At 60.2% G+C, this 26293-nt stretch carries 20 protein-coding genes; 10 read left to right on the top strand and 10 right to left on the bottom strand.

Annotated features, from left to right (window positions below; genetic code table 11):
• Positions 1–76: 76 nt before the first annotated feature.
• The 5 genes from rbfA to rimP are packed head-to-tail and all read right to left on the bottom strand — an operon-like array spanning position 77 to position 6109.
• On the bottom strand, positions 77–505 hold the full coding sequence (gene rbfA / locus GSP01_RS00315; RefSeq protein WP_174787499.1) for a 30S ribosome-binding factor RbfA: 429 nt from the start codon (positions 503–505) through the stop codon (positions 77–79).
• On the bottom strand, positions 502–3261 hold the full coding sequence (gene infB, locus GSP01_RS00310) for a translation initiation factor IF-2 (protein WP_141349500.1): 2760 nt from the start codon (positions 3259–3261) through the stop codon (positions 502–504). The genes rbfA and infB overlap by 4 nt, the downstream gene beginning before the upstream one ends.
• Positions 3258–3938 carry an RNA-binding protein gene (locus GSP01_RS00305; RefSeq protein ID WP_174787498.1) on the bottom strand — a complete coding sequence of 227 codons (681 nt, stop codon included), beginning with the start codon at positions 3936–3938 and terminating at the stop codon, positions 3258–3260. The genes infB and GSP01_RS00305 overlap by 4 nt, the downstream gene beginning before the upstream one ends.
• A complete protein-coding gene (gene nusA, locus GSP01_RS00300; RefSeq protein ID WP_141349498.1) occupies positions 3910–5463 on the bottom strand; it encodes a transcription termination factor NusA in 1554 nt (517 codons plus the stop codon). The genes GSP01_RS00305 and nusA overlap by 29 nt, the downstream gene beginning before the upstream one ends.
• A gap of 34 nt (positions 5464–5497) precedes the next feature.
• Positions 5498–6109, bottom strand: coding sequence for a ribosome maturation factor RimP (rimP, locus tag GSP01_RS00295; RefSeq protein WP_011253104.1), 612 nt, complete (start codon positions 6107–6109; stop codon positions 5498–5500).
• A 217-nt stretch (positions 6110–6326) separates the two neighbouring features.
• On the opposite strand from rimP, the gene GSP01_RS00290 reads away from it, so the two are divergent.
• The 3 genes from GSP01_RS00290 to GSP01_RS00280 are packed head-to-tail and all read left to right on the top strand — an operon-like array spanning position 6327 to position 9173.
• Positions 6327–6938 (top strand): hypothetical protein, encoded by a 612-nt coding sequence (locus GSP01_RS00290; protein ID WP_141349496.1) that lies wholly within the window; start codon positions 6327–6329, stop codon positions 6936–6938.
• 33 nt (positions 6939–6971) lie between these two features.
• A complete protein-coding gene (locus GSP01_RS00285; RefSeq protein WP_141350116.1) occupies positions 6972–8225 on the top strand; it encodes an AAA family ATPase in 1254 nt (417 codons plus the stop codon).
• A gap of 3 nt (positions 8226–8228) precedes the next feature.
• The gene (locus GSP01_RS00280; RefSeq protein ID WP_141349494.1) at positions 8229–9173 is read left to right on the top strand and encodes a hypothetical protein; all 945 of its coding nucleotides are present in this window, start codon (positions 8229–8231) and stop codon (positions 9171–9173) included.
• 33 nt (positions 9174–9206) lie between these two features.
• On the opposite strand, the gene GSP01_RS00275 is transcribed toward GSP01_RS00280, so the two are convergent.
• Complete coding sequence (locus GSP01_RS00275; protein WP_141350114.1) at positions 9207–10733, bottom strand: ABC transporter substrate-binding protein/permease; 1527 nt, start codon at positions 10731–10733, stop codon at positions 9207–9209.
• On the bottom strand, positions 10733–11527 hold the full coding sequence (locus tag GSP01_RS00270; protein WP_373320097.1) for an amino acid ABC transporter ATP-binding protein: 795 nt from the start codon (positions 11525–11527) through the stop codon (positions 10733–10735). Before GSP01_RS00270 ends, GSP01_RS00275 begins: the two co-directional genes overlap by 1 nt.
• Positions 11528–11716: 189 nt before the next feature.
• Between GSP01_RS00270 and ccmA the strand changes: the two genes are divergently transcribed.
• From ccmA to GSP01_RS00255, 3 genes are all read left to right on the top strand, one after another.
• Positions 11717–12352 (top strand): heme ABC exporter ATP-binding protein CcmA, encoded by a 636-nt coding sequence (ccmA, locus tag GSP01_RS00265; RefSeq protein ID WP_141349492.1) that lies wholly within the window; start codon positions 11717–11719, stop codon positions 12350–12352.
• Positions 12349–13014: a heme exporter protein CcmB gene (gene ccmB / locus GSP01_RS00260; RefSeq protein ID WP_011253095.1), complete on the top strand. Its 666-nt coding sequence runs from the start codon at positions 12349–12351 to the stop codon at positions 13012–13014. The genes ccmA and ccmB overlap by 4 nt, the downstream gene beginning before the upstream one ends.
• A gap of 103 nt (positions 13015–13117) precedes the next feature.
• A complete protein-coding gene (locus GSP01_RS00255) occupies positions 13118–16438 on the top strand; it encodes a S41 family peptidase (RefSeq protein WP_141349490.1) in 3321 nt (1106 codons plus the stop codon).
• 349 nt (positions 16439–16787) lie between these two features.
• On the opposite strand, the gene GSP01_RS00250 is transcribed toward GSP01_RS00255, so the two are convergent.
• Positions 16788–17336, bottom strand: a complete 549-nt coding sequence (locus GSP01_RS00250) for a cytochrome b (RefSeq protein WP_141349488.1) — start codon at positions 17334–17336, stop codon at positions 16788–16790.
• A 145-nt stretch (positions 17337–17481) separates the two neighbouring features.
• Between GSP01_RS00250 and GSP01_RS00245 the strand changes: the two genes are divergently transcribed.
• Both GSP01_RS00245 and GSP01_RS00240 read left to right on the top strand, forming a co-directional pair.
• Complete coding sequence (locus GSP01_RS00245) at positions 17482–18060, top strand: YqaA family protein (RefSeq protein WP_141349486.1); 579 nt, start codon at positions 17482–17484, stop codon at positions 18058–18060.
• Between the two features lie 430 nt (positions 18061–18490).
• The gene (locus GSP01_RS00240) at positions 18491–20329 is read left to right on the top strand and encodes a Hint domain-containing protein (protein WP_228123667.1); all 1839 of its coding nucleotides are present in this window, start codon (positions 18491–18493) and stop codon (positions 20327–20329) included.
• A 142-nt stretch (positions 20330–20471) separates the two neighbouring features.
• Here GSP01_RS00240 and GSP01_RS00235 read toward each other — a convergent pair whose 3' ends face one another.
• Together GSP01_RS00235 and GSP01_RS00230 are read right to left on the bottom strand one after the other, a co-directional pair.
• Positions 20472–22436 carry a transglycosylase SLT domain-containing protein gene (locus GSP01_RS00235; protein WP_174787497.1) on the bottom strand — a complete coding sequence of 655 codons (1965 nt, stop codon included), beginning with the start codon at positions 22434–22436 and terminating at the stop codon, positions 20472–20474.
• Positions 22437–22618: 182 nt separating this feature from the next.
• Positions 22619–23464: a uracil-DNA glycosylase gene (locus GSP01_RS00230; RefSeq protein ID WP_141349484.1), complete on the bottom strand. Its 846-nt coding sequence runs from the start codon at positions 23462–23464 to the stop codon at positions 22619–22621.
• A 99-nt stretch (positions 23465–23563) separates the two neighbouring features.
• Here GSP01_RS00230 and GSP01_RS00225 point away from each other — a divergent pair, with 99 nt between their 5' ends.
• Positions 23564–25339 carry a tetratricopeptide repeat protein gene (locus tag GSP01_RS00225; RefSeq protein ID WP_141349481.1) on the top strand — a complete coding sequence of 592 codons (1776 nt, stop codon included), beginning with the start codon at positions 23564–23566 and terminating at the stop codon, positions 25337–25339.
• Positions 25336–26265 carry a 4-(cytidine 5'-diphospho)-2-C-methyl-D-erythritol kinase gene (locus GSP01_RS00220; RefSeq protein ID WP_141349479.1) on the top strand — a complete coding sequence of 310 codons (930 nt, stop codon included), beginning with the start codon at positions 25336–25338 and terminating at the stop codon, positions 26263–26265. Before GSP01_RS00225 ends, GSP01_RS00220 begins: the two co-directional genes overlap by 4 nt.
• Positions 26266–26293: the final 28 nt, after the last annotated feature.

Genomic DNA, 26293 nt, shown 5'->3' with positions numbered 1-26293 from the left:
AAGGGCCGCTGATAGACCAGCAGAGGCACGGAATGCAAAAAAAGCCCCTCACCAGAAGTGAGGGGCTTTTTAAAAGTCAGTCGGGCTTGGAGTTCAGATCCCGCTGGACTTCTGGAGACCGCATAATCTCGTCGAGTTCCATGGCGTTATCCAGCGCAGTATCAGGCTGGAAGTGGATCTCAGGCACCGTCCGGAGATTGAGGGCCTTGGAAAGACCCGTTCTCAGGAACGGCGCCACCCGCTTCAGAGCAGGCAGCAGAACCTCCACATCACTCCGCCCCAGACGCGTCACGAAAGCCGTGGCGTGTCTGAAATCCGGGGAGATGCGGACTTCCGTGACCGTGATCCGCACATCCAGAAGTTCCGGGTCACGGAACTCCGTCCGCGCGAACAGCTCCGCGAGAACACGACGGACCTCCTCAGCCACCCGGAGCTGGCGGGTGCTTGGCCCCTGGGCGGTGACGCCAGCGGGGCCTTTCAGGTCATGTTTAGAACGCGAACTCAAGCCGGGATCACTTCCATTTCGTAGCACTCGACGACATCGCCTTCGCGCAGGTCATTGTAACCCGCAAACGACAGGCCACACTCGTAACCGCGTGCCACTTCCTTGACGTCATCCTTGAAACGCTTGAGCTGGCTCAGCTCGCCTTCATGAATGACCACGTTGTCACGCAGCAGACGCACGCCACAGCCGCGCTTGACGAGGCCTTCGGTGACGTAGCAACCCGCCACCTTGCCGGTCTTGGTGATGTTGAAGACCTGACGGATCTCGGCGTAGCCCAGGAACTTCTCGCGATGCTTCGGCGCGACCTTACCCTTGACCAGCTGCTCCACATCATCTGCCACCTGGTAGATGATCGAGTAGTAGCGAATGTCCACACCCTCGCGCTGGGCCAGTTCACGAGCCTGCGTGGTTGCACGGACATTGAAGGCCACGATGATGGCATTCGACGCCTTGGCGAGCTGGATGTCACTTTCCGTGATCTGACCGACACTGGCGTTCAGCACGCGAACCGCAACTTCCTCATGGGCCAGCTTCTGTACGGTCGTGGAAATAGCTTCCGCCGATCCCTGCACGTCAGCCTTGATGAGAAGAGCAACTTCCTTCTGCACACCAGCCTGAATACGGGCCAGCATCTGATCGAGCGTTCCACGAGCCGCAACCTGCGACGCGGCTTCCTTCTCCTTGATCTTCCGCTGACGGAATTCGCTGATCTCACGGGCCCGGGCATCATTTTCAACAACGACGAACGGCTCACCCGCACCCGGCACCCCCGTCAGGCCGAGCACCTCGACCGGCATGGACGGGCCAGCATCCTTGAGCTGACGACCACGATCGTCGAGCACGGCGCGGACACGGCCCCATTCGGAACCGGCCACCAGGATATCGCCGCGACGCAGCGTTCCCTTCTGGACGAGAACAGCGGCAACAGGGCCACGTCCACGATCCAGACGGCTTTCGATCACCACACCTTCGGCAACACGATCCGGATTAGCGCGCAGATCCAGCATTTCGGACTGAAGCAGGATGCACTCTTCCAGCTTGTCCAGCCCGGTCCGCTTGAGGGCCGAAACCTCGACGTCCTGGGTATCGCCACCCATTTCTTCGACCACGATCTCGTGGCTCAGGAGTTCCTGGCGGACACGGTTCGGATTGGCACCCGGCTTGTCGATCTTGTTGATCGCAACGATGATCGGAGCATTGGCAGCCTTGGCATGCTTAATGGCTTCGATCGTCTGCGGCATCACACCGTCATCGGCTGCCACGACCAGCACCACAATATCGGTGACGGACGCACCGCGGGCACGCATGGAGGTGAAGGCCTCATGACCCGGCGTATCGATGAAGGTAATCTTCTTCCCGGACGGCGCCGTGATCTGATACGCGCCGATATGCTGCGTGATACCACCGGCTTCGCTTGCAGCCACATCCGTGGTGCGCAGGGCGTCGAGCAGGGAGGTTTTGCCGTGATCGACATGCCCCATGACCGTTACAACCGGAGCGCGCGGCAACAGCTCATCGGCGCTGTCTTCCAGGCCTTCAATGCCGATTTCAACGTCGCTCTCGGAAACACGCTTGATGCGATGGCCGAATTCCTCAACCACCAGCTCGGCCGTATCGCCGTCAATGCTCTGCGCAGCCGTTGCCATGACGCCCATTTTCATGAGCGCCTTGATAACTTCACCCTGACGGGACGCCATACGGTTGGCCAGTTCGGCCACCGTGATGGTTTCCGGCACGATGACATCACGCACGACGCGGACCTGATCAGAGCGCAGACGCTCCAGCTCGGCCTGACGACGCTCGCGATCGCGCTGACGGCGGACCGAAGCCAGCGAACGCGTCTTGTCGTCATCACCTTCGATCGCGGCGCGGACGTCGATGCGACCCGAACGGCGATCGCTGCCACCACCCTTGCGGGAAGGCGCAGACGGACGGCGCGCCGGAGCCGGCGGGGCACCAGGGCCACTACGGCGCGGTGCGGGACGACGCTCGTCATCGCCACCGGCGGCAGCGCCGGAACGCAGATGCAGCGTCTCATTGTTACGGGCCGGCGCAGCAGCGGCGGCGGCCGGACGGGACGGCTGAACCGGACGCGGCGGCATAATGGCACGCTCGGCAAGCGGACGCAGACGCTGGACCGGAGCGGCAAGCTGCACACCGCCGGTCGAATGGCTGCGCGGATCGAGCGGAGCCGAACGAGCGGCCTCCTCGGCCTCGCGAGCCGCGGCCTCGGCCGCGGCCTGCTCGGCAGCACGTGCCGCAGCTTCAGCAGCAGCCTGTTCGCGGGCAGCCTGCTGCTCGCTTTCCTTCAGAGCCGCGATTTCCGCAGCCTTCTGTTCGCTGATCAGACGCTCTTCCTCAGCGGCGCGACGCGCGGCCTCGGCGGCAGACATGATCTGGATCTTTTCTTCCTCGCGCCGTGCAGCTTCTTCGGCCGCAGCCTTACGCTGCAGCTCAAGGGCGCGCTGGCGGGCTGCCAGTTCGGCTGCCGTCAGAGCACGGCCACCCGCACGGCCACCACGGCCTGCCGCACCGGCACCCGGGCCAGCCGCATTGCGCTTGGGCTTGCGCACCTCAACCTGCACGACCTTGGAACGGCCATGGCTGAAGCTCTGACGCACGGAGCCGGCATCCACAGTACGCCCGACCTCCTGACGTCCAGCAGGGCGAAGCGACAGGCGGCTGCTTCTGGTCTGTTCGCCGCCCTGTGATGGGGTGTTGTTTCCGTCCTGGTTGCGCTCGTTGCCGTCGCTCATAGTTCCGCCTGTTCCTTACTGACCCCTGTGGGGTCTGGGAGCGGACGTCCTGCCACTCCCGAAAATCTCTCATGTTCGGCGATCAGGCGCTGTGCCAACGCTCCTGGCGCCATCACCGCATAGACCGCCCGGTCCCGGCTGAACGCCGATTCCAGGACCCGATCGGGAACTGTCACCACCGGCAGAGAACGCCGGCCTGACACCAGTCTGGAGAACTCGTCCGAGCTTGCGCTTTCCGAACGGATCACCACCCCTACCCTGCCTGAAGTGAGCCACTCCCGGCACTTCTGAAACCCGCAGACCGTTTGACCCGCTCTGCGAGCCAAGCTGACTGCGTCCAGCATCCGTTGCACCAACGCGGCCTCAACCAAGTTGGCCAGACCGTCCGGTACGATCACCTGGGCTTTGGCCGCTCTGGCAAAAGCCTGTCGTGTGCGGGCGCTATCTAACACATCCCGGCTGGCACTCAACCACATTCCCCGACCCGGAAGTTTTCCGGCGAGGTCGGGAACAACCCGGTTATCCGGGCTGACCACGAAACGGATCATGCCTTCAGGCGGCTTCTGCTCTCGCGTAACGATGCATCGCCGCTCCGAGCCGCGACGCCCTAGAGCACCACGAACGGGACCATTATCAGTATCAGAAATATCAGACGTCGGTCGACTCCCCGTCACCATTCTCGGGCTTTGCCGAGTCGGCTTCTTCACCATCAAACCAGTGCGCACGTGCTGCCATGATGATCTCGTTAGCGGCATCTTCATCGAAGGCCTCTTCACCGAGAATCTCCACCAGCTCGTCACCGGCCAGATCTGCCAGATCATCAAGCGTTTTCACGCCCTTCTCACCAAGCGTCACCAGCATCTGGTTAGTAAATGTTCCCAGATCGGCCACATCATCCGTAACACCCAGCGCCTTGCGCTGGTCGTCCAGGGCCTGTTCCTTGCTGGCAAGATAGTCGTTAGCACGATGCATGAGCTCTTCAGCCACACTCTCGTCAAAGCCTTCGATATCGTTCAGCTCGCCCGGATCCGTGTAGGCCAGTTCCTCGACCGTGTGGAAGCCTTCCGTCACCAGCAGGCCCGCGATCACATCATCAACGTCCAGCGCCTCAACGAACTGCGAGGAGCGCTTGCGGAACTCTTCCTGACGACGTTCCGATTCCTCGGCCTCCGTCAGAATGTCGATGTCCCAGCGGGTCAGCTGGCTGGCCAGACGCACGTTCTGCCCGCGGCGGCCAATGGCGAGCGAAAGCTGCTCATCAGGCACCACGACTTCAACGCGCCCCGCTTCCTCATCCATCACCACCTTGCTGACTTCAGCAGGTGCCAGCGCATTGACGACGAACGTCGCAGCCTGAGGGCTCCAGGGGATGATGTCGATCTTTTCGCCCTGCAGTTCGGCCACGACAGCCTGAACGCGTGATCCACGCATACCAACGCAGGCACCGACCGGATCAATCGCAGCATCGCGCGAAATCACGGCCATCTTGGCTCGCGACCCAGGGTCACGGGACACAGCCTTGATTTCGATGATCCCGTCGTAGATTTCCGGAACTTCCTGCGCAAACAGCTTGGCGAGGAAGGCCGGATGGGTGCGGGACAGGAAAATCTGCGGACCACGCGGCTCGTCACGCACATCATAAATATAGGCGCGAATGCGGTCGGAATTGCGAAAGGATTCGCGGGGAATCAGCTCATCGCGACGCAACAGGGCTTCCGTATGACCGATCTCGACCATGAGGTTGCCGTACTCTGTGCGTTTGACGGTGCCGTTAACGATCTCGCCCACGCGATCCTTGAACTCGTTATACTGGCGCTTGCGCTCGTATTCGCGCACGCGCTGTACGATGACCTGCTTGGCCGTCTGTGCTGCGATGCGGCCGAAATCGATCGGCGGCAGCGGATCAACCAGATGCTCGCCAGGCTGAATTTCCGGCTGAAACTTACGCGCAATATGCAACGGGATCTGGGTGTCCTCGTTCTCCACATATTCGACCGCTTCGGTCCAGCGACTCAGGCGGACTTCGCCGGTTTTGCGGTCGATCGTCGCGCGGATGTCTTTTTCATGCCCGTACTTCGCGCGGCCAGCCTTCTGGATGGCCTGCTCCATAGCTTCGAGCACTTCCTCGCGATCAATGTTCTTCTCGCGGGATACTGCATCGGCAACCAGCAGCAGTTCGGGACGTGTAACAGACGTGTCCATCAGATCGGACCTCCAGCCAGCATGAGACGGGTCATCACTTTTTCCCCGGCTTCTTCGGATTCAGTTTGGGCGCCTGGCGCGCTTCCCCGCCATCTTCCCCTTCGGAGCTGACCCCTGCAAGAGCAGCGCTCGCTTCGATCAGCGCATCGGTCAGGACCAAACGGGCCTTGCGGATGTCCACCAGCGGCAGCACAGCCTCGGTCCCATCATCCAGACGGATAATGGCATTACCGTCCCGTGCCCCCATGACAGTGCCCGAGAAACGACGACGGCCATTGAGCGGCACGTCCAGCTCGGCCTTCGCAAGATGGCCGGCGAATCGCTCCCAGTCCTTGGCGCGCGTCAACGGACGATCGATTCCGGCGGACGAAACTTCCAGCATCCACGCACCGGGGATCGGATCGTCAACGTCCAGAATGGCGCCAGCAGCGTGACTGATCTGCTCGCAGTCCTCCACCGAAATCAGGGAGCCGTTTGCACGGTCCGCCATGATCTGGATCGTCGGAGTGTCACGTCCCAGCACGGACAGACGCACGAGCTCGTAGCCCAGATCGGCCAGCGTCGGTGCGATCCGCTCCGCGATGCGGGCTTCCAGCCCCGTAAGATGGGGCAGTTCGATGTCGGAAGAGGCGTTCTGCTGAGACAAGACAAAAAAGGCGGCCCGTCAGGGCCACCCCCCAAATGAGCGGAAGATGAATGGAATTCGCCTTATGTAAGTCACCTCCCTTCAAGACGCAAGAGCAACGCAAATCCCGTTATTCCTGAAGCTCTTATCCCTTGGGCGAGTCGAAAGATTTGTTTACATTCCCATATCTCGAAAGCCCTTGTCTTCGAACGCCGTCGGGAGTGAGTATGGTGCTGAAATGACTTCCCAGTACGAGCCCCGTCCAGAACCACGCGCCCAGCCGCTGCCCTCCGAACCGGCATCCCGCAGCCGGGCGCTGTGGGGCGGAGGCGGGCTGATCGCTGCCCTGACGGTCGGGGCCGGGGCCTTTTTCTACACACATAATACAGCAACTCCGCCAGCCCCTGCAGTCGCACCGCAGTCCCAGAGCACGCCAGCCGTACCGGCCGCCCAGACAGCCGCGGTCCAGCTTTCCATGCTTCCTCCCGCAAAGGCCACGGCCGCGCTCGCAAAAAGCGGCTTCAGCCCTGCCGACCGCGCCCGCATTCTCGCAGCAGTGAAGGACGGCAAGATGCGGCTTGTGGAAATGCCGGTTCTGGATGCGTCAGGAGCAGTGGGCCAGACTATTGACGTCACGGTCTCGGGCCTGACACAGCGCGTCGTCCTGACGGGCAAATTCCAGCATCTGGTCATTCCCATTGTCGAAGCCGGGCAGATCCTCATCGCACCTGTCAGCATGCCACATGCCCCCGCCCTGATCATCGGAGCGCTGACAGCCCTCGGCCCCGAAGCCCTGCCCGCCCTGATGACGCTCGACCAGCGCGTCCTGCTCAACGTGATCGTCCAGTAAGGAACCGCCCCGGTGTTCAAGTCCCTCGTTCCCATGCTCAACCGGGCCATGCCGCTGATGATGGCGGCCTTCCTCATTCTGGCAGTGATTCAGGTCGCGGTCATGCTACACCTGTCGCTGAACGGGCTGTGGGCCGCCATCGAATGGGGAAGGCGTTTCTATCTTCCGCTGGCAGGCATCAGTGCCCTGCTGGCTGTCACGGGACTGGCGTATGAAACGTCAGCCGAAAAACTGGCGCGTCGCGGACTGCGCCGCAGGAAAGGTCTCATCATGGATGTTCTCAGCCGTCTGACAAACCGCGGAGCCCTTGAAGAGCTCATGGCCCGCGAACAGCGCGAAACCGTCATCGACGCCGACGAACTGGCCGCCTCGCTGCGCGCCCGCGTCATCGGACAGGATCAGGTCTGCGAGGACATCGCCCAGCAGATGCGCCGCCGCCTGGCCCTTCAGGTCCGGGGCAAACCCGTCGGCATCTTCCTGCTCGCTGGCCCTCCAGGCACCGGAAAAACATATCTGGCCAAGCAGATGGCCAAGCAGATGGAACGCCCCCTGCTGCATTTCGACATGACGCAGATGTCGAGCGCCCATGCTGCAACCCAGCTTTTCGGCTCACCCAAGGGCTATGTGGGTTCGGACACCTTCGGCAAGCTGACAGGCGGCCTCAAGGATCATCCGGATGCCGTGGTGCTGCTCGACGAGATCGAGAAAGCCCATCCGGACGTCTTCAAGAAGTTCCTCACGGCCTGGAACGACGGCCATGTTACGGAAGCCTCCACGGGTGAACAGGTTTCGACCACCCGCGCAATCTTCATGCTGACATCCAACGTTGCAACCGAGGCTCTCACCGAAATCGCCGATCGCCTCGTCAACGAACCTGAAAAGATGCGCGCCGAATCGGTGGAGGCTCTGCGCAAGTCCGGCTTCGCCCCCGAGGTACTAAACCGTCTGGACCGTATTTTCATTTTCCGTGCCCTGCGCGGACTGGATCTGGCCCGCGTCGCGGCACTCGAAATCGAAGCCATGATCGAAGGCTATGGTCTGCATGTGGAAACCGGCGGCATCGATGCCGGGGTGCTGTTCCAGGTCATGGTCAAGCAGAAGAACCTCGGTACCGGCGCGAGCGCGCGCGATCTTGTCCGTTCCATCGAGGATATGGTCAGCGAAAGCCTTATCGTCGCCCGTCAGCAGGGCGCCAAGCGCGTCCGTCTCGTCACGCAGGAAGACGGGACGGTCATCACCGAGATCGCCAGCGACACAGAAACCCAACTTGGCCGGGTGAGCCACTGATCCATGACGGCATTCGGACGGCTCTGGCGACGCGCGCCACTCTGGCGCACAAGCGTGATCGTAACGGTAGGCGCACTCGGCATGGCCGCCTTCTATCCCACTCCGGCGCTCAAAAAGGCCATGCCGTGGCTTCCAGGCCACCTGCCCGGGGCGACACCGTATAATGCGGGATCCGGAGCACCACAGCCGAATGGACAACAGGGCGGCCAGCCTGGCGGTGCTCCGGGGCTGGGAGACCAGATCGGCGTGCCCGATCCGGGCATCACCGAGCACGGGAGCCTGACAATTGCCGGGCGTATCCTCCCACTTCCCGCCGGTGACTGGCATCCGATCCTGACAGCCCGGAGTGGGACGCATGGGGAACTGTCCCAGCAGGTTCTGGCCCGCACTGATCGCGGTGTTGTCTCCGGCGTCATCGTGGTCCGTGCCACGCAACAGCCCGTCCCGGCCGATCTGGCAGAACAGCTCGAAACGCCATGCCATGATGACCGCGACTATGCGTCCCATATTTCCGACAGGGCTGGTGTGTCGCAGGAATGCAGCTACACTAGCAATGCCGTGCTCGAAAACCAGAGCGTCAGCAGTGATCCATTCATCACGGCTGCGTTTAACCGTATGCACACACTCGGCTTTCCAGTCCCGAGTCTGATGATCAATGTCGGTTGGTATTATGCCGCAGCGGCAGGCAAAGGCACCGCTCATATCGAAACGGTGGAGACGCTCGTCGCTCCGATCGAACATGGATCACGCCAGCTTCTGGCGCCACCGCAGTACTGGAACAAAGCATCGGTTCACAAAAACCCGGATGCCGCCCAGTTCATTGATGCTCTGGATCGCTGGATGATCGGCTGGTCCCGCGTTCTGCGCCAGGGATTTGACGGAACGCTGGATACCGGAACGCTCGTACCGCCGCTCATCAACGATCCGTCCGCGCCACGACCGGCCTGAACAGGATCGCACAGGACAAACCGGGCACCCTATTCAGTGGTGCCCGGTTCCTGAGAACCCACGGCCCAGCCGTCGCTCTGCCATCCGTGCCAGCCGCACAAACGGCAGTCCGAGCAGCAGATAGGCCAGACCGACCATGATCCCCGTTCCGAAATAATCGTAATAGGTGGAGGACAGCCGCACATAGGTCTGGCTCAGCTCCGTCAACGTAATGACGGAAACGAGCGAACTGTCCTTCAGCAGCGAAATAAAATCGTTGGTCATGACCGGTACGACCGTCCGGAACGCCTGCGGCACAATCACGAGGCGCAGCGCCTGCCAGTGTGTCATGTTCAGCGCAATCGCCGCTTCCATCTGCCCGCGCGGTACGGAGAGGAGGCCGGCGCGGTAGTTCTCCGCCTCATAGGCCGCGTAATTCAGACCAAGCGACAGCACACCCGCCATGAACGGCGACAGACGGATGCCAAAAGCTGGCAGTCCATAGAAGATAAACAGCACCTGAATCAGCAGCGGCGTGCCACGCACCACCTCAACATACACGCCCGCTACGAAGCGAAGCGGCGTTGCACCGTAATGTCGCGACAGCGCCAGCAGCAGCCCAAGTGCGACGGCCAGAACCATGGCCAGTGCCGACACCGCCAGCGTCATGAGTGCCGCCTGCCCGATCAGCGGCAGGAAACTCACATAACGCCGGACCAGAACATGCCAGCCGCTGCCGGTCGTGTTCGCCATGGCCTGCCGGTAATGATCCCATTCCGTCGGTGCGATGTCCGGCTGGCTGCTATCGCCAGTATAGTTCGCCATCAGCGGCGTCCACAAATTCCAGCGCGCCAGAATGCGATGCAGCGTCCCGTCCTGAATGATCTCGCCCAGAGCCGCGTCCACCTGATCACGCAACGCGCGGTTCTCCGGCGAGAAAGCGATCCCGTATTCCATGCTGCCGATCGGCTCGCCCACGAGCTTCATATCCGGCGAAATGCTGCCATAATACAGCGCGATCGGCGCATCGAGCAGGATTGCATCCAGCCGCCCGTTCCGCAGATCAGAGAACGCATTCGTCTCTTCTTCATAGGACCGGACGTTCGAGCCGCCCTGCCGACGCAGCATCCGCTCCGCCGTCGTGTCCTTGATCGTCCCGACGGTATGCCCCTTGAGGGCGTCCATCGTATCCAGCCCATTTTGGTCGTTCCGGACGATGATGCGCTCGCTCGTCACATAATAAGGACGCGAGAACAGGACGGCTGCCTTGTGTTCCGGCGTCATCTCGATGCCGTCCAGAACCATCCCATACAGTCCGCGTGACAGGCCGGGGATCAGACCATCCCAGTCATTCTGGATGAACTTCGCCTTCCGGTGCATCCGTGCCGCGATCTCGTTAACCAGTTCGTACTCGAAGCCGGTCATTTGGGATTCATGGGCCGGATCGTGGAAGACGTAAGGCACATTCGCCTCACCATCCGATGCCCAGAGCAGTTCCTGTGATGCAGCGGGCGCGTCTGCCAGCGCGATGGAAACAGGGCTGATGGCAAGCGCCAGCAGAAGTGCAAAAAGTTTTTTCATCATAGCAGCGTCCGCAGGAACCGGCGTGTCCGTCCCTCCCGAGGATTGGCGAACATCAGGTCCGGATCACCGCTCTCGACGATTTCCCCACCTTCGACAAACAAAACACGATCCGAGGCCGCGCGCGCAAAGCGCATGTCATGCGTCACAACCAACTGCGTCATACCCTCGTCATCCAGTGCCCGCATGACGGACAGGACTTCCTCGGAAAGCTCGGGGTCCAGCGCTGAAGTCGGCTCGTCATAAAGCATCACAGACGGCTTCATCGCCAGAGCGCGCGCAATGGCCGCGCGCTGCTTCTGACCGCCTGAGAGACTGTCCGGATACCGATCCTTGACGGCCGCCAACCCGACCTTTGCCAGAAGTTCGCAGGCAATGGACTGGGCTTCATCGCGCGACATCTTCTTGACCTGGAGCGGCGCCATCATGACGTTGTCCAGCACCGTACGATGGGGAAACAGGTTGAAGGCCTGAAATACCATGCCAACATGCGACCGCAGCTTATGGGCCTCGGCCTCGTTGGCGCGGCTCCAGTGCTTGCCCGTGCACGCGACCGTCACATCCTCGATCCGGACAGAGCCCGCATCCGGATGTTCCAGGAAATTGAGGCAGCGCAGGAACGTGGATTTACCACATCCCGAAGGCCCGATCATTGAAATCAGTTCGCCACGCTCCACATCGAGCGACAGGCCCTTCAGAACCTCGTTCCCACCAAAGGACTTGGCGATACCACTCGCCTGCAGCACCAGATCAGCCAGTTCCGGAAACCCTCGAAAAAAGAGATGCACGATCACATGACCGCGAAGCCCTCATAACGAACCTGCGCCAGTGTATCGAGACCTTAATACAGCCCACGTCACAATTCATACGATCATCATATTCCACCCAACCGGAGCCCGGCTCTTGCGAAGCACGCCCGCAGGGTCTCTAAAACAGAAAGACACACACCGGGACAGAGCCGAACCCGCGCATGAGACCCTTCGATGACCAGCCCGTCTGACTTCCCCACACCCCCTGTTCCCGAGCGCCTGCTCGACGTTAAGGGCGTCACGGTGTTCCGCGGAGACCGGCTGGTCCTCGACGGGGTCTCCCTGACGCTGGATGCCGGGGATGCCATGATCCTGACAGGTCCGAACGGCGCTGGGAAATCCACGCTTCTACGGACAATTTCCGGCCTGCGCCGCCCCGATTCAGGCGAGGTCATCCGCTATGGAGACCTTGCCTGGCTTGGCCATCAGGACGCGCTCAAGCCCGGACTAACGCTCGCGCAGAACCTTGCGTTGGCTGAAAAGCTCGGCACGAACAGTCTGCCGGACGCACTTGAGGCCCTGGACCTCACCCATCTGACCGACCTTCCGGCCCGTCTGCTGTCCTCGGGGCAGAAGCGCCGTGCTGCTTTCGCCCGTGTCATGCTCTCGGGTGCACCACTCTGGCTGCTCGACGAGCCGACCGTCGGGCTGGATGTCGCCAGCATCGAACGCCTCGGTGCCGTCATGGCCGCCCATCGCGCCAATGGCGGTGCCATGATCGTCACAACGCATGTCCCGCTTCCCCTCGACAACACCCGTTCGCACGAGCTGCCATCGCTCGCGCATGTAGAGTCCTTCTGGCTATCATGACCGCTTTCCTTGCCCTGATCGACCGTGACCTGCGTCTGGCTTTCCGCTTCGGTGCCGACACACTAGCCTCGCTGCTGTTCTTTATCTTATGTGGCAGCCTGTTCCCGCTGGCACTCGGTCCCTCGCCAGACCTGCTGCGACACATGGGACCGGGCATCATCTGGGTCTGCGCCCTGCTCGCCTGCCTGCTGCCGCTGGACCGCCTGTTCGGAGCGGAACTCGAAGACGGCTCCCTCGACCTGCTGATGCTGACAGGCCCGGCTCCGGCCGCTGTGGCTTTTGCCAAGATGGCGGCCCACTGGCTGACAACCGGCCTGCCGCTTCTGATCGCCAGCATCCCGCTCGGCATCATGCTCGGCGTCAAAGGCTCGGAACTTCCACTCCTGCTGCTTGGTCTTGCGATGGGCACGATGTCCCTGTCGCTTCTGGGCGGCATGGCTGCGTCAATCGTGCTTGGCGCGCGGCGCGGCGGCGTGCTGCTGCCGCTCCTGGTTCTGCCGCTCGCAACGCCTGTGCTGATCTTCGGCGCGGCCTCCTCCTATGCCGGACAGCTTGCAACATCGCCTGCCGCAAGTCTGGATCTGCTGGGAGCATGCCTGTTTGCATGCCTGCCCCTGTGCCCCCTTGCCGCCGGCCAGGGCCTGAAGGCTGCCGTGGGCTGAACGACATAGTATACCTTAACAGGATGTCATCCGCAGGCCTTTGACGACCTGAATCCATTGTGAAACGACTGGACCATATTCGTTTCATATCGAGATCATTGTCATGCCCAAACGCCATTCACTCAGAAGCTCCCTTTTGTCCTGCGCCGCCCTGATGGGGCTGAGCCTCGGCGGCGCTCAGGCCGAGCCGGGCTATCTGCGTGAACCCTCGCTTTCCGGCCAGACAGTCCTGTTCAATGCCGAGCAATCCGTCTGGAGCGTGCCCCTCGCCGGCGGTCAGGCCCAGCGCCTGACGAGCGTACCGCAGGGCGCTAATGCCATTGATCCGCACCCCGTCATTTCCCCGGATGGCACCCAGATCGCATTTGCCGCCAATTTCGATGGCCCGACCGAAATTTATATCATGCCCCGCAGTGGCGGCACGCCCCAGCGCCTGACCTTCGAAAACGTCGCCCGCCTGAAAATCATCGGATGGGACGCCCATGCCGGCATCCTCTACGCGACGCCCGCAGCCACTGGACCGTATTACACCCAGACCGTCACCGCCATTGACCCGAAGACCAGCGCAAAGCACGTCTTTCCGCTCTCCGGCGTCAACGATGCCGCTCTCAGCCCGGACGGACGCTGGCTCTACGCCGTCCGCTTCGGACTCGCCACGACCGGCGATCACATGCGCGCCTATCGTGGCGGCGCTCTGTCCCAGCTCTGGCGTTTCGATCTTCAGAACGGCAAAGAAGCCGAGCGCATTGGCACGCATGACGCCAACCTCATCCGCCCGATGCCCTGGCGCGACCGGCTGATCGTTATTTCCGACCAGAACGGCCGCTACAATCTGTGGAGCCTCGCCACGGATGGTTCGGCCGCAAAGCAACTCACCCGTTTCACGGATTACAGCGTCCTCGAAGCTTCCATTTCCGGCGACCATATCGTGATTCGCAAGGGCGCTGACCTGTTCGACTTCAATCTGGCGAGTGGTGAGACCACTCCCATCAAGATCGACCTAACCTCCGACAATCTTCCCCGCAGCCCCTACTGGCTGGAAAAGCCAACGCGCTTCCTGACGTCCTCGACCATTTCTCCAAAGGGAGAAACTGCGGCCTTCACCATGCGCGGACATGTCGTTGTCGCAGGCGCGTCACCGCGTCGCGTCGTCGTCCTCGCCACTCCTGACAATGTGCGTCTGCGTCTCGCCCAGATCACGCCGGACGGCAAATCCATCATTGCTTTCAGCGATGCAGGCGGCGATTCCGCCCTGTGGCGCTTTGCAGCAGACGGCAGCGGCAAAGGCGAGGCCATCACCCAGCCCTCCCCGACCGAGCCCGTGATCCTGTCGCTTTCTCCGGACGGAAAATACGCCGCCCATACCGACCTTCTAGGCCGGCTGTGGCTGACGGACCTCTCCACGAAGGCCGATAAGCTCGTTGATAACGCCACGCAGGATGGCACCAACGTCTTCGACTCCCTGTCATGGTCCTCGGACGGGCATGTTCTGGCCTTCGTACGGACCCGTGGTGCGAACCTGCGCCGTCAGATCGCGCTTTATGTTCCCGCCACCGGTCAGACGAACTGGGTCACCGACGGACGCTACGAATCCTATACTCCGTCATTCTCGCCGGACGGAAAATGGCTATGGTTCCTTTCGGACCGCACTTTTTCACTGTCCAGTGATTCACCCTGGGGTGACCGCAATATCGGCCCGGCCTTCCCGAAGCGGACTGGCATTTACGCCTTGGCTCTTCAGGCCGGAGCACGCTTCCCGTTCCAGCCCGCCACCGAACTGGAAGCGGCGGACAACAAGCCGGATGCCGACAAGAAAGATGACAAGACGAAGGACGGCGACAAAAAAAAGTCTCTCCCCGCCATCGAATGGTCTGGTCTTGCCACGCGCCTGTATCAGGCTCCGGTCCCAGCTGGGGACTATAGTGGTCTCGGCGTTTCCGACGAGTATCTGTTCACCATCGACAGCTCAGGCGATGGCGATAGGCCGGGCGATCTGAAGTCGATCCATATCGACAATAACGAACACAAGATCGAAACCTACGCCGCCACGATCTCAGATTTCGACATCACTCCCGATGGCAAAACCCTGCTGACACTCAGCCGTCGCGGCAAGAACGCGCCTGAACTGCTCCTGACGCCTGCAGGCGAGAAGCAGCCCAAGGAACTGGCCGGAAAGAAGATCGAACTCGACCATCTGCGCCTGCGGATCGACCCCGGACAGGAATGGTTGGACGAATTCATAGATGCCTGGCGCCTGCACCGCGACCATTACTATGACCGTGACCTGCAAGGCGTAGACTGGAAAGCCGTGCGCGCCCATTTCGCCCCCTTCGTGGACCGTCTCGGGAACCGTGCGGATCTCGACGACCTGCTCGGTCAGATGGTGGCGGAAATCGGCGCCATGCACTCACAGCTCCACGCGCCCACGACCGTCGATCAGCCCGCATCCAGCCTCATTGCGGGCCTCGGCTCGCATCTGACGCATGAGGACAAGGGCTTCCGGATCGATCACATCTATCAAGGCGACCGCGACCTCCCGGACCAGCAGTCCCCGCTGGCGGCTCCAGGTGTGGATGCCCGTGACGGAGATCTTGTCGTCGCCATCAACGGACAGCCCACGGCTGGACAGCCCGATCTGGGTTCACTCCTTGCCGATCAGGCCGGAAAGCAGGTCCTCCTGACGCTCGCCCGCGCCGGAAAGGAACACAAGGTCATCGTAACCCCCGTTCCTTATATGAAGGAGCGTGGCCTGCGGGCACGAGACTGGGAAGTCGGTCGCGCAAATGTTGTCGATCGTGCTAGTCACGGACGCATCGGCTATCTGCATCTGCAATCCATGGTCGGCGACGACATGGAAGCCTTCGCCCGCGAGTTCTATGCCAATATCGACAAGGACGGTCTGATCGTGGACGTCCGTGGCAATACGGGCGGCAATATCGACAGCTGGGTTCTCACCCAACTCATGCGTCGCCCATGGATGTTCTGGGGCCGCTATGGCAATGCGCCTTCGGTGAACATGCAACAGTCCTTTCAGGGACGGCTGATCGTCCTGTCCGATGAGATGACCTATTCGGATGGCGAGACTTTCTCGCAGGGCATTAAATCCCTGCACATCGCCCCATTACTTGGCGAACGCACTGCAGGCGCAGGTGTCTGGCTGTCTGACGGCGATCGTCTGATCGACAACGGCAATGCCCGCACAGCCGAGAACCCATATTTCGACTTGAACGGGCACTGGCTGGTCGAAAACAAGGGAGTCTCCCCGGACATCCAGGTCGAGAACATGCCGGTCGCCACCTTCAACGGGCAGGACCAGCAGCTTGACGCCGCCATCGCCTGGCTCCGCAAAGACATGGCGGATCATCCGCGCCCAGCTCTCAAGCCCGAGGCCTTCCCGGCGCAGCAGCCCGCTGCGCCTCGTTAATCGTGAAAAGTCCTGATGGGTCGGCAGACTGCTGATTCATCAGGATACAAAGACATGCCGGCTATCAGAGCAGTGATCAGATCTATTGATGGATCAATGGAATTAGGTCGGACCCGATGATGGAGTTTTCGTTAGCGATTTTGGCTGCGGTTTCAGTTCTTCTATTTGTATACGTTATATTCAATCATAAAAATATTTTCATTTATAAAGCATCAGGAAACATAACCCTATTATTCATCATAATCATTCTGTTTACGATCATATTTTATGCTTTTTACATAGTTTCTCTTCTTATTTTTATAATCCAATAGAACGTGGTTAAATAACGGCACACGCTGCGGATCAGGATTCAGAGCATCCGGTCCATGATGCTGTCCTTGCGACCATAACGATGCAGCAGTGCCGCGATCACATGCCCGGCGATCAGAATTCCCAGCACCCATGACGAGAACTGGTGCAACACATTCACCAGCGGTACGAAAACCGGCGCCTTGTGCGCCAGAGGCGGCAGGTTCACGATCCACATCATGGGGATCGGCAGGCCGTGGACCGAACTCCGCACCCATCCTGTCAGCGGCACAATCAGCATCATCGCATACAACCCGAAATGCCCGACCTGAACCGCCAGACGCTCCTCTTCCGGGATCTCCGCTGACATGGCGGGGGGCCGGTGCGTCGCGCGCCAGACAAGCCGCAGGAGCGTGAGGACGATGATGAACGGTCCGATCTCCTTGTGGATCAGCAGCAGGAGCGCCTTCTGAGGCGTAGCCGCATGCGGCATGATCCGCCCCACATAAAACCCGAGCAACCACAGAGGAATGATGATCGCCGCCATACTCCAGTGAAACATCTTGGCCACAAGGGAATAACGCTGAAACGGCGGAAGGATTTTTTCCATGAAACGGCAGCACTCCAGAAGAACAGTTCCGCTGTCTATAACCCGTTCCCACACCGGAACACACGTTGCGCTGGGTTACGGATTTTCAAGCGGAAGCAGGACGGCTACGACAGCCTGCACGCTCTCACAGGAATACCCGACTGCCATGCTGACACTGCTGTATACGCGCATTACCGAACTCGCCGCGTCTCCGCGCGCCGTATGGTGGCTGGTCATTGTCGCGACGGCAGAGGCCTCGATCTTTCCACTGCCGGTGGACCTGATGCTCGTGCCCATGCTGCTCGCCAATCGTGAACGGGCCTGGTTTCTGGCTCTGGTCTGTACCCTGGCCAGCGTTGCGGGCGGGCTGGTCGGCTGGATCCTCGGGGCGTTCCTCATGGAGCATGTCGGCATGCCGATCGCGCATTTCTATCATGCCGATCAGCGCATCCTGAATCTTGAGGCCATGTTCCGCCATTACGGTGTCTGGATCATCCTCGCCAAGGGCCTGACCCCACTCCCCTACAAATTCGTCACGCTAGCGGCCGGTGCAGCCCATTTTTCCCTGCTACCCTTCATCGCCGCCAGTATCGTCACCCGCGGCGCCCGCTTCTTCCTTGAAGCCGCTCTGCTCCGCACGTTCGGCGAACCCATCCGCGACTTCATTGAAAAGCGTCTGGCCCTCGTCCTCTTCGCAGCCCTGATCCTGATCGCAACTGGTGTCATGCTGATCGAGTTTTTTTAAAAAATAATTTATCAAAGAGGAATATTGGCCCACTCCACTCCCTGAACAGGGCCGCACAACCACTGAAAATATTGCAATTCACGATATTAACACAGATATAAGTTAGTTTTTTTTCAATCAAAATATTTCTTTCATGATCTCAAACAAATAGCGGAACTCCGCAATTTTTTCACAAAGAACGATGCGAATTTTCTACAATCCGCATTGATAATACACCCCATAAACCACAGAAGAAATATTTTGTTTGTAAAAGACAATCAATTTTTGTCTAAACCAAAGTAGCGACGAAGTAACTTACACTTGAGTTATTTTATGTTGAGCAGAATCGAAAAATTGTGAAGATTATCTAAGCCTTGTTTTTATATCGTAAACAAAGCGCAGAATGAAATTCAAATAAATGTTAGCCAAATACTAACAAAAAGGAATTATCATGACTTCATATCCCGGAACCACCACCACCTATACCGTTACTCAATCTGACCTTGTGGGCTTATTTCAGAATGTCACCATTAAAGACAGTTCTGGCACTACCATCACCACACTATCTAGTGTTCCAACAGGTAATATCGTCACTGGAACCAGTTCTGTTGTCGTTCTGGCCAGCCTTCTGAGTGGAACCTATGTCAGTGTTCCCGGATCAACCGGCGGCATTGATATTCTTCTTAATGCACTCAGCGCCGTAAACTTCTATATTGGTGGCGACACGACTGTCACTATAGGCGTCAGCGCTGTATCAGGACTAACGCTGAATGTCGTTGGCGGAGAACTCACTTTCTCCAGCGGCCTCCTTGCCAGCGCACTTCAGGGCTCCACCATCAACATCAGTGAGGGCGGTTCCTATGTTTCCGGGTCAAATCTCGCCAGCATCCTGACCGGATCCACAATTAATTTTGGTACCGGCGGTGGAACGCTGATCCTCAATGGAGGCGGAACGCTCATTGACCTGAGCGGTACATCGATCACCAACTACAACCCGACCAAAGACACGATCGAACTACAGAATACGGTTACTGAAATTACAGGATATACAATAGCCGGGAGCGGTTCTTCACGCACGATCACGCTTTATGGCGGAAATGGCAATACAGAAATCGCCACCTACACCGTCACGCTGGCCAGCAACGCCACACTTGCAACCGGCACTTACAATGCCCTGAGCGCAGACAATAACCCGCTCAGCATCACCTATTCAAAGGGCAATACCTATATTGGTGTCTGCTTCCTCGCTGACTCCATGATCCGTACACCATCCGGCGAAACCCCGATCCAGGACCTTCGTACGGGTGACGAGATCCTAGCATGGCATGGAGACACGCATGCTGTCCGCAGGGTCATCTGGACCGGTCGGCGACAGGCCACCACCAACCCGTCCCTTCCCGATGATCAGGCCGGCTATCCCATCCGCGTCCTCGCCAACGCCATCGCAGATAATGTCCCTCATAAGGACATGCTGATCACGGCAGAACACTGCCTGTTCATGGACGGCCGTTTTGTCCCCGCACGAATGCTGGTCAACGGCAGTTCCATCTTCTACGACCGCTCCCTGACCTCTTACGAATACTACCATGTCGAGACCCAGGAGCATTCCGTCATCATGGCCGACGGAATGCTGACCGAAAGCTACCTTGATACGGGTAACCGGCACACCTTCCGGCAGGACGGAAAAATCCTCGCCATCGGCGGCCAACACAAAAGCTGGGAAGATGCAGCGGCGCCGCTGGAAGTCAGCCGTGCCTTCGTCGAGCCCCTCTATCGCCAGATCGAAGCCCGCGCGCTTACTCACTGCCGGTTGGACAAATCAATGGCGAGCACGGACCAGACCCCGCACATCACAGAAGATCCCGATCTACATCTCCTCGCATCAGACGGCCAGATCATCTATCCGATGCGACAGACGAAAAACCGGGTTCTCTTCATGATCCCGCCAGGGATCAGCTCAGTCAGGCTCACGTCCCGCGCATCGCGTCCCTGTGACACCATCGGTCCTTTCGTCGATGACCGCCGCACCCTTGGTGTTCTTGTGGGCGATATCGTGTTTTTCGATTCAGGAAGCACCACCGACCTTGAGGCTCACCTGGAGCATCAGCCCCTTGAAGGATGGGCAGGACCGGAAAACGCACGCTGCCGCTGGACGACCGGAAGTGGTCTCATCCCGCTTGGCGAGCGCGCACCCCTGCATTTCGGCGTTCTTTCCATCACTGTCCTGGCGACTAACACCTATTTTACAGAGACCGCTTTCCCCGAGGAACAGACAGCTCAACGAGCCTGAGGGGATAGGAAAATCATTACACAATCTGCTCACGGTTCCATTGATGACCATGAGCAGATTTACGGTCTTTGATACGGCCCCACAGCAGCAGAAGAACAAAAAAAGCCCCGGTTCAGACCGGGGTTTTTTTGTTCCGTATCCTTTAGTTCAGAACCATTCGCTCATGCGCCATCGCCTGCTCTTCCCCGAAGGACGGCCATTCAGACCGCGACAGCGCCTTTAGCGAGGGAGACGGCAGACCCATACGGTGCGCATAAAGCCAGGTATAGGTCAGGGCGCGATGGACATAGTCCCGCGTTTCCCCATTGGGGAGCGTTTCCATAAAGAATAACGGATCGTGCACCTCCGCCTTCTGCGCACCTTCCCAGCGGGCAATGGCCCCCGGGCCGGCATTGTAGGATGCCAGAACCCGGACCAGATCGCCGCCTTCCGGAGGGCTAACCGTCGCGATCCGGCTGGACTGGTTCGCCAAATACAACACGTAGAGCTGCCCGATCTCCAGATTGGAGGATGGGTTGTGCAAGCGACTGACCATGTCCGGCGCAACCGGGATCACCGCCACACCATGCGAGTCATACGTCATGTGCGATGCGGTGACGAAGCTGGCCGTTACAGGACGGATCTGCATGAGACCATGCGCTCCGGCACCCGACGTCGCTGAGGGGTCGAAATTGGATTCAACCCGTGTCAGAGCATAGACCAGCGCCGGATTCATGCGAAATCCATGCCTGGGCTTCAGGGACGGCAGGGGAAGCGGCGTCGGCTTCGTTATCTGCGCTTCCTGATGCATAATGAGAGAGGCGAGCTGTTCAGACAGATCCTCGTAGCCCGCCGCCTGCGCTACGAGCTGAAGCGAGCGGGAGCGTGCGCTATCATCTGCAACATCGACCCACATCCGTCGGATCAGTTTCTCAGCCCGCACCCGCTCGCCGACCTGCAGCAGAGCGAAGAGCTGACGCCCCTGCGGAAGAGCCCCGACTGCCTCGACATCGATTTCCGCAAGAACAGGCACCGGATCGTGTAGCGTGATCTCCACGCCGCCATCCGGCAGGCGCGCATGGCCATGCCGTCCGAGATCAAGCGTCTGAGACGCCAGAATACCGTAGAACGTCTCATGGTGAATAGCGGCACGATGGAGCCATTTTACATAGCCGACCATGTCATGACGCCGCCCTTCGGCACGTGCGGCCCAGAAGGCAGCGGCCGCGCGGATCTCCACGGTCGTCACGGGCGCGTTTGCCGCAGACTGGAACAGGTCATAGGCCGCCTCGATATGGCCTTCACGCCAGGCCGCCAGGCCCGCAACATAGGCAGGCAAGCCCACCTGATTGTTGCCGCGGCCAAATCCCACGCTGCCATGCCGCAGGGCCAGTAGGGTTTCCCCCTGGGATAGCAGCCCAAGCGCAACCTCGCCATAAAGCTGGGCGGCATACGGCGCCGTCATGCCCGGCGTGATATCCACAAGATGCAGCGCACTTTCTGCCCCCCGCACACCCGAGAACACCCGCTCCTGAACCGTCCGGTCCAGAAGCGGATTGCGCACAAAGGCATGAAGCAGGGGATCAACCGGAGCACATGCGCCCTTCACGTCTTCAGGCCGCGCATCAGCGGCAAGCGGACGGACGAAGGACTGGGGCTGCACCGTTCCCGGAAGCGCGATTTTCAGGAGTAGAGCCTGAATACTGGCGGCATCGGGCTGGGAGGCATAGTCATGCAACCATTCCCGAAGCTGCTCGACGGCCGGATGAGCGCCCGGCGTCAGATAACGCTCTGCCAGCACATCCGGCAGGAGAACATGATCCGTCACCAGACGGAGCTGGTCCTGAACAATCCGAGCGTTGCCTTCCCGCTGAGCCCGGAAGATCAGCCGGTAGCGGCTGGCCATTGCAGCGGTGAGCGGATGGGGAAGCGAAACAATGCCATCCCCGCCCAGAGACGGACGGACCTCGGCAAAAGCGGTCTCATCCCCCACCCGCTCCGGCTGAGGGGGAAGATCTCGTGTGCTTGCCGCACGCACCGGGGACAGTGAGCCACCGGCCAGAATCAGCACGCTAACGAGCAGAGCCCGTGCGTTACTGCCAGAAATGAAAGGGGTTGTCCTTCGCATAGCAGCGGGTTGCTACCCGCTTTGCATGCCGTTGGCAAGATCTTGCGGATTTTGATGCAACCATGGACTGGGCAATTGTACATACCAACCCCAAAACAATCCAGTGGCAAACACCTGTCTTGGCGCGTTTTTTTACGTTTTCTCGAAGTTTTTTGATGACCTCATTTGTACCAGTTCGGTCCTCATCCCTCCGGAGCCAATTTCTCCATCAGAATCAGCAGATCCTGCCATGCATTACGCCGCGCAGCCGCACTAGCCCGCAGTTGCAGAGGGTGCCGCATCGGCAGGAGCGGAACCGGAGTCGCAAGCCCGGGAAGCGAAACCTCCATCCACTTCCCACGTAAGCGCCCAACCGCCGCATCAGCCCCTAGCAACATCTTCAGGGGAGTCACGCCCATCGTCACCAGAAATCGGGGCCGACACAGGACAATCGTCCGCAGAAGGAGCGGGTGACAGGCCTGCATCTCCGTATCACTCGGTGTCCGCCCGCCCGGCGGTCGCCACGGCAGGGCGGGCGCCATGGAAATCTGCCCCCGCTCCAACCCGGCTGACCGCAGCATCTTCTCCAGAAGCGAGCCTGCCTCTCCCGCGAAGAGCGTGCCGGACCGGTCCTCGTCTGCATCGGGTGCCTCGCCGATCAGCATGAAGGGGGCGTTTTCCACGAAAACCGGTTCCAGCCGGTGCGTGGCGGTCCGGGCAAGAAACAAATCGTCCGGAGCCTCGGTCAGCCGCATCAAGGTCGGCAAATCATGCGCCTTCTCAAGCGCCTGCATGGAGAGGCTACCCGTTGCCGTTTCGATAACCTTTGCGCCGGCCGGACGCGCGCCATCCCACATTTCCGGCGAAGGCCGCGCAATCGTCCGCTGCCCCTCCTCCCCACGTTGCGGCATGGATACAGGCAGCCGGGGAGCCGCCTCGGAAAGACGGTCCACGGGCAGTTCGCACAGAGCCTCGTCGGCTCCCCATTCATACTGAAGCTGGAGCGCGGCCAGAAGTTCGGCCCGGCTCACAACCGGCTGGGGCGTCATGATCTATCCGTTCTGGTTACCTCCCGACCTGTAAGCCACCGTTCCCGGAAGGGGGAGCAGTTGGCGTCAGACCTCAAGAGGGCTAAAGTTTCGTCCATTATGCAGATCACACGCGGCTGGCCCAGATCATTCGAGGATTTTTCCCGTCCGCTCCGTCTGGCGCTTCCCGCTCTTATGCTGGGTAGCTGCCTCACGGAGGGCGCCGCAGCAGCCGTTCCTCCCGCCATGCTACCCGCCATCAATCCTGAAAAATCCCTGACCGGCTGGATGATGGCTGCGACCGTCATGATGGAACGCGGAGATATTTCCGCCGCCAATCTGGCGCTTTCGCATGCCCTGCCTCTCGCCCCACACAATCTCCGGTTGCAGCACGATGCTCTGCGTTACGCCGCGATGGCTGGGAAACAAGCCGAGGCTGTCAGACTCGCCAACGCACTGCCCGATCATGACATCGGCAGCGATATCGGGACCCTCATTCTCGCGCAGGATGCCTTTGCCCGTCAGGACTGGGCCGAAATGCGCCGTATCCTGACCCGCAGCCCCCATCACGGCCCACTCGTCGCCATTGCAGCCCCCACTCTCATGGCCTGGAGCCTTGCGGCCGAGGGGCATGCCGACAAAGCCCTGAATCTGCTGGGAGAAGCGGCAGCCCAACCCACGACCCGCAGACTGTATCTTCTGCATGCGGCCATGATCGCGGAATCCCTTCCCAGCCCGCAGTTGGCGGAACAGCTGTATCACCGAACAGGAAATGCCTCCGGCGACCCGCTGACACTCCAGATCCTCTATGCACAGCTTTATGGGAGCTGGCTCGAACGCCATGGCCGTCACAAGGAGGCCAGTAACGCCATCGCCGCCCTTGATGTAACCTCTCCTCTGACCTCTCTCGTCATCGGCCCGATCCAGCAGAGCCTTCCGCATCTGAAAAGCCCGAGCCCGGCCCTTGGCGGCGCGGTTCTCAACCTGCAGATCGCCCTCATGATCACGGATGTCATCCAACAGGACGGCATTCCGCGGGACCCGGCCATCATTGCCCTGCAACAGGCTATTTTTCTTGATCCCGGCCTGACAATCGCGCGCATCTTTCTCGCGGACACCTTTCGGGAAGCCAACCAGATCTCCAGCGGGCTGGCTGCGCTGGATGGCATCCCGTCCTCCGACCCCCTCGCCGCTTTGGCTGCACAAGAACGCATTAATCTGGCCCTGCGCTCGGGCGACCTGGAGCAGGAAGCCGATGCCCTGCATCGCGCCCTGACCCTGCGTCCCGACAATCCCGAATTCCTGATTCAGCTGGCGGAAGTCGAAGACCAGCGCGGCCACCATACTCAGGCCATTGATCTCTATACCCGCGCCCTCAAGGCTTCCCCGCCCCGCAAGGAGATCCTGTGGCCCATCCTGCTCGGCCGCGCGATGGCTGCGGAAGAGAGCAGCAACTGGCCGATGGTCCAGGATGACATGAGGCATGCGCTGGAACTCGCGCCAGACCAGCCCGAAGTGCTCAATTTCGTGGGCTATGCCAATATCGAACATGACTCGGATCAGGCACAGGCTCTTGCCATGCTGAAAAAGGCCGTCGATCTTCAGCCAACGGACGCCTCCATTCAGGACAGCTATGCCTGGGCTCTGCTCAAATATCGCGCGGATATCAAAACTGCGTTCCCCATCCTGGTGCAGGCTGCGGAACATGCGCCCAGCGATGCTGAAATCGGCTACCATCTGGGCGTTGCTTACTGGTATCTCGGACGGCATACCGAAGCCCAGGATCAATGGAACCAGTCCCTGGACGACAATCCCCAGCCGCAGGATCGCGCCCTTCTAATGCAGGCGCTCCAAAACGGTGGCCCCCATCTCGCAGCCTTCGAACAGAAACAATGACCTTTCCAGACACAACTTCTTCCGCCGCTCCGCAGACTAGTGCGCATGCCAAGATCAACCTGTTTCTGCACATCACCGGCCGCCGCGATGATGGCTATCACCTGCTCGATAGTCTTGCCGTATTCGCAGGTGCTTCAGACCGCGTTGCCCTCACGGCTCCAAGCGACACCATGTCCCTGACGATCGACGGACCGTTCGGACAGGGCCTTGAAGCGGACGACCAGAATCTCGTGCTCCGCGCCGCCCGCGCCCTTCAGGCCCAGGCGGGCAGCACGATTGGCGGCCTGACTGAATCCTTTCATCTGGAACTGCAAAAGAACCTGCCCGTCTCATCCGGTATCGGTGGTGGGTCGGCTGACGCTGCCGCAACGCTGCGTCTGCTGGCACGGGAATGGAATGTCGATCAGGAAGCCCTTTTTCCGATCGCCGAGACACTGGGGGCGGATGTTCCCGTCTGCGTTGCCCAACGCCCAGCCCGGATGCAGGGCATCGGGGAAATTCTTGCCCCCGCTCCGGCCCTGCCAGATGCGGGCCTCCTGCTGGTCAATCCGGGCATTGGTGTTTCAACACCGAACGTTTTCCGGGCCTTCGCGGCAGGCGGCGGTATTGTTGAGCGTCCCGAGCCGTTTCTGCCAGACCGCTGGAACACGGCACAGGACATGGTGGCAGATCTGAACGCCACCACGAACGATCTTCAGGCCCCGGCCCTCTCACAATGCCCTGTCATCGGCACGGTCCTGGCCTCAATCGCAAGCCTGCCAGACTGTCTGCTCAGCCGCATGAGCGGTTCAGGCGCCACCTGTTTCGGCATTTTCGCCAGCCCCGAAAGCGCTGTTGCCGCAGCTCGAATCCTGAATGCGCAGAGCGCACGTCTGGGTTGGTGGACATGGGCGGGCGGCTTCCACCACACTGGAACTTCCACCTGATCACAACGCAACCAGACAGAAAGGCGAC

Source organism: Gluconobacter sphaericus NBRC 12467, from assembly GCF_006539125.1.
Classification (GTDB): Bacteria; Pseudomonadota; Alphaproteobacteria; order Acetobacterales; family Acetobacteraceae; genus Gluconobacter; species Gluconobacter sphaericus.
The sequence above is the reverse complement of the archived record's forward strand: the minus strand, read 5'-3'. Positions and strand labels throughout refer to the sequence as shown.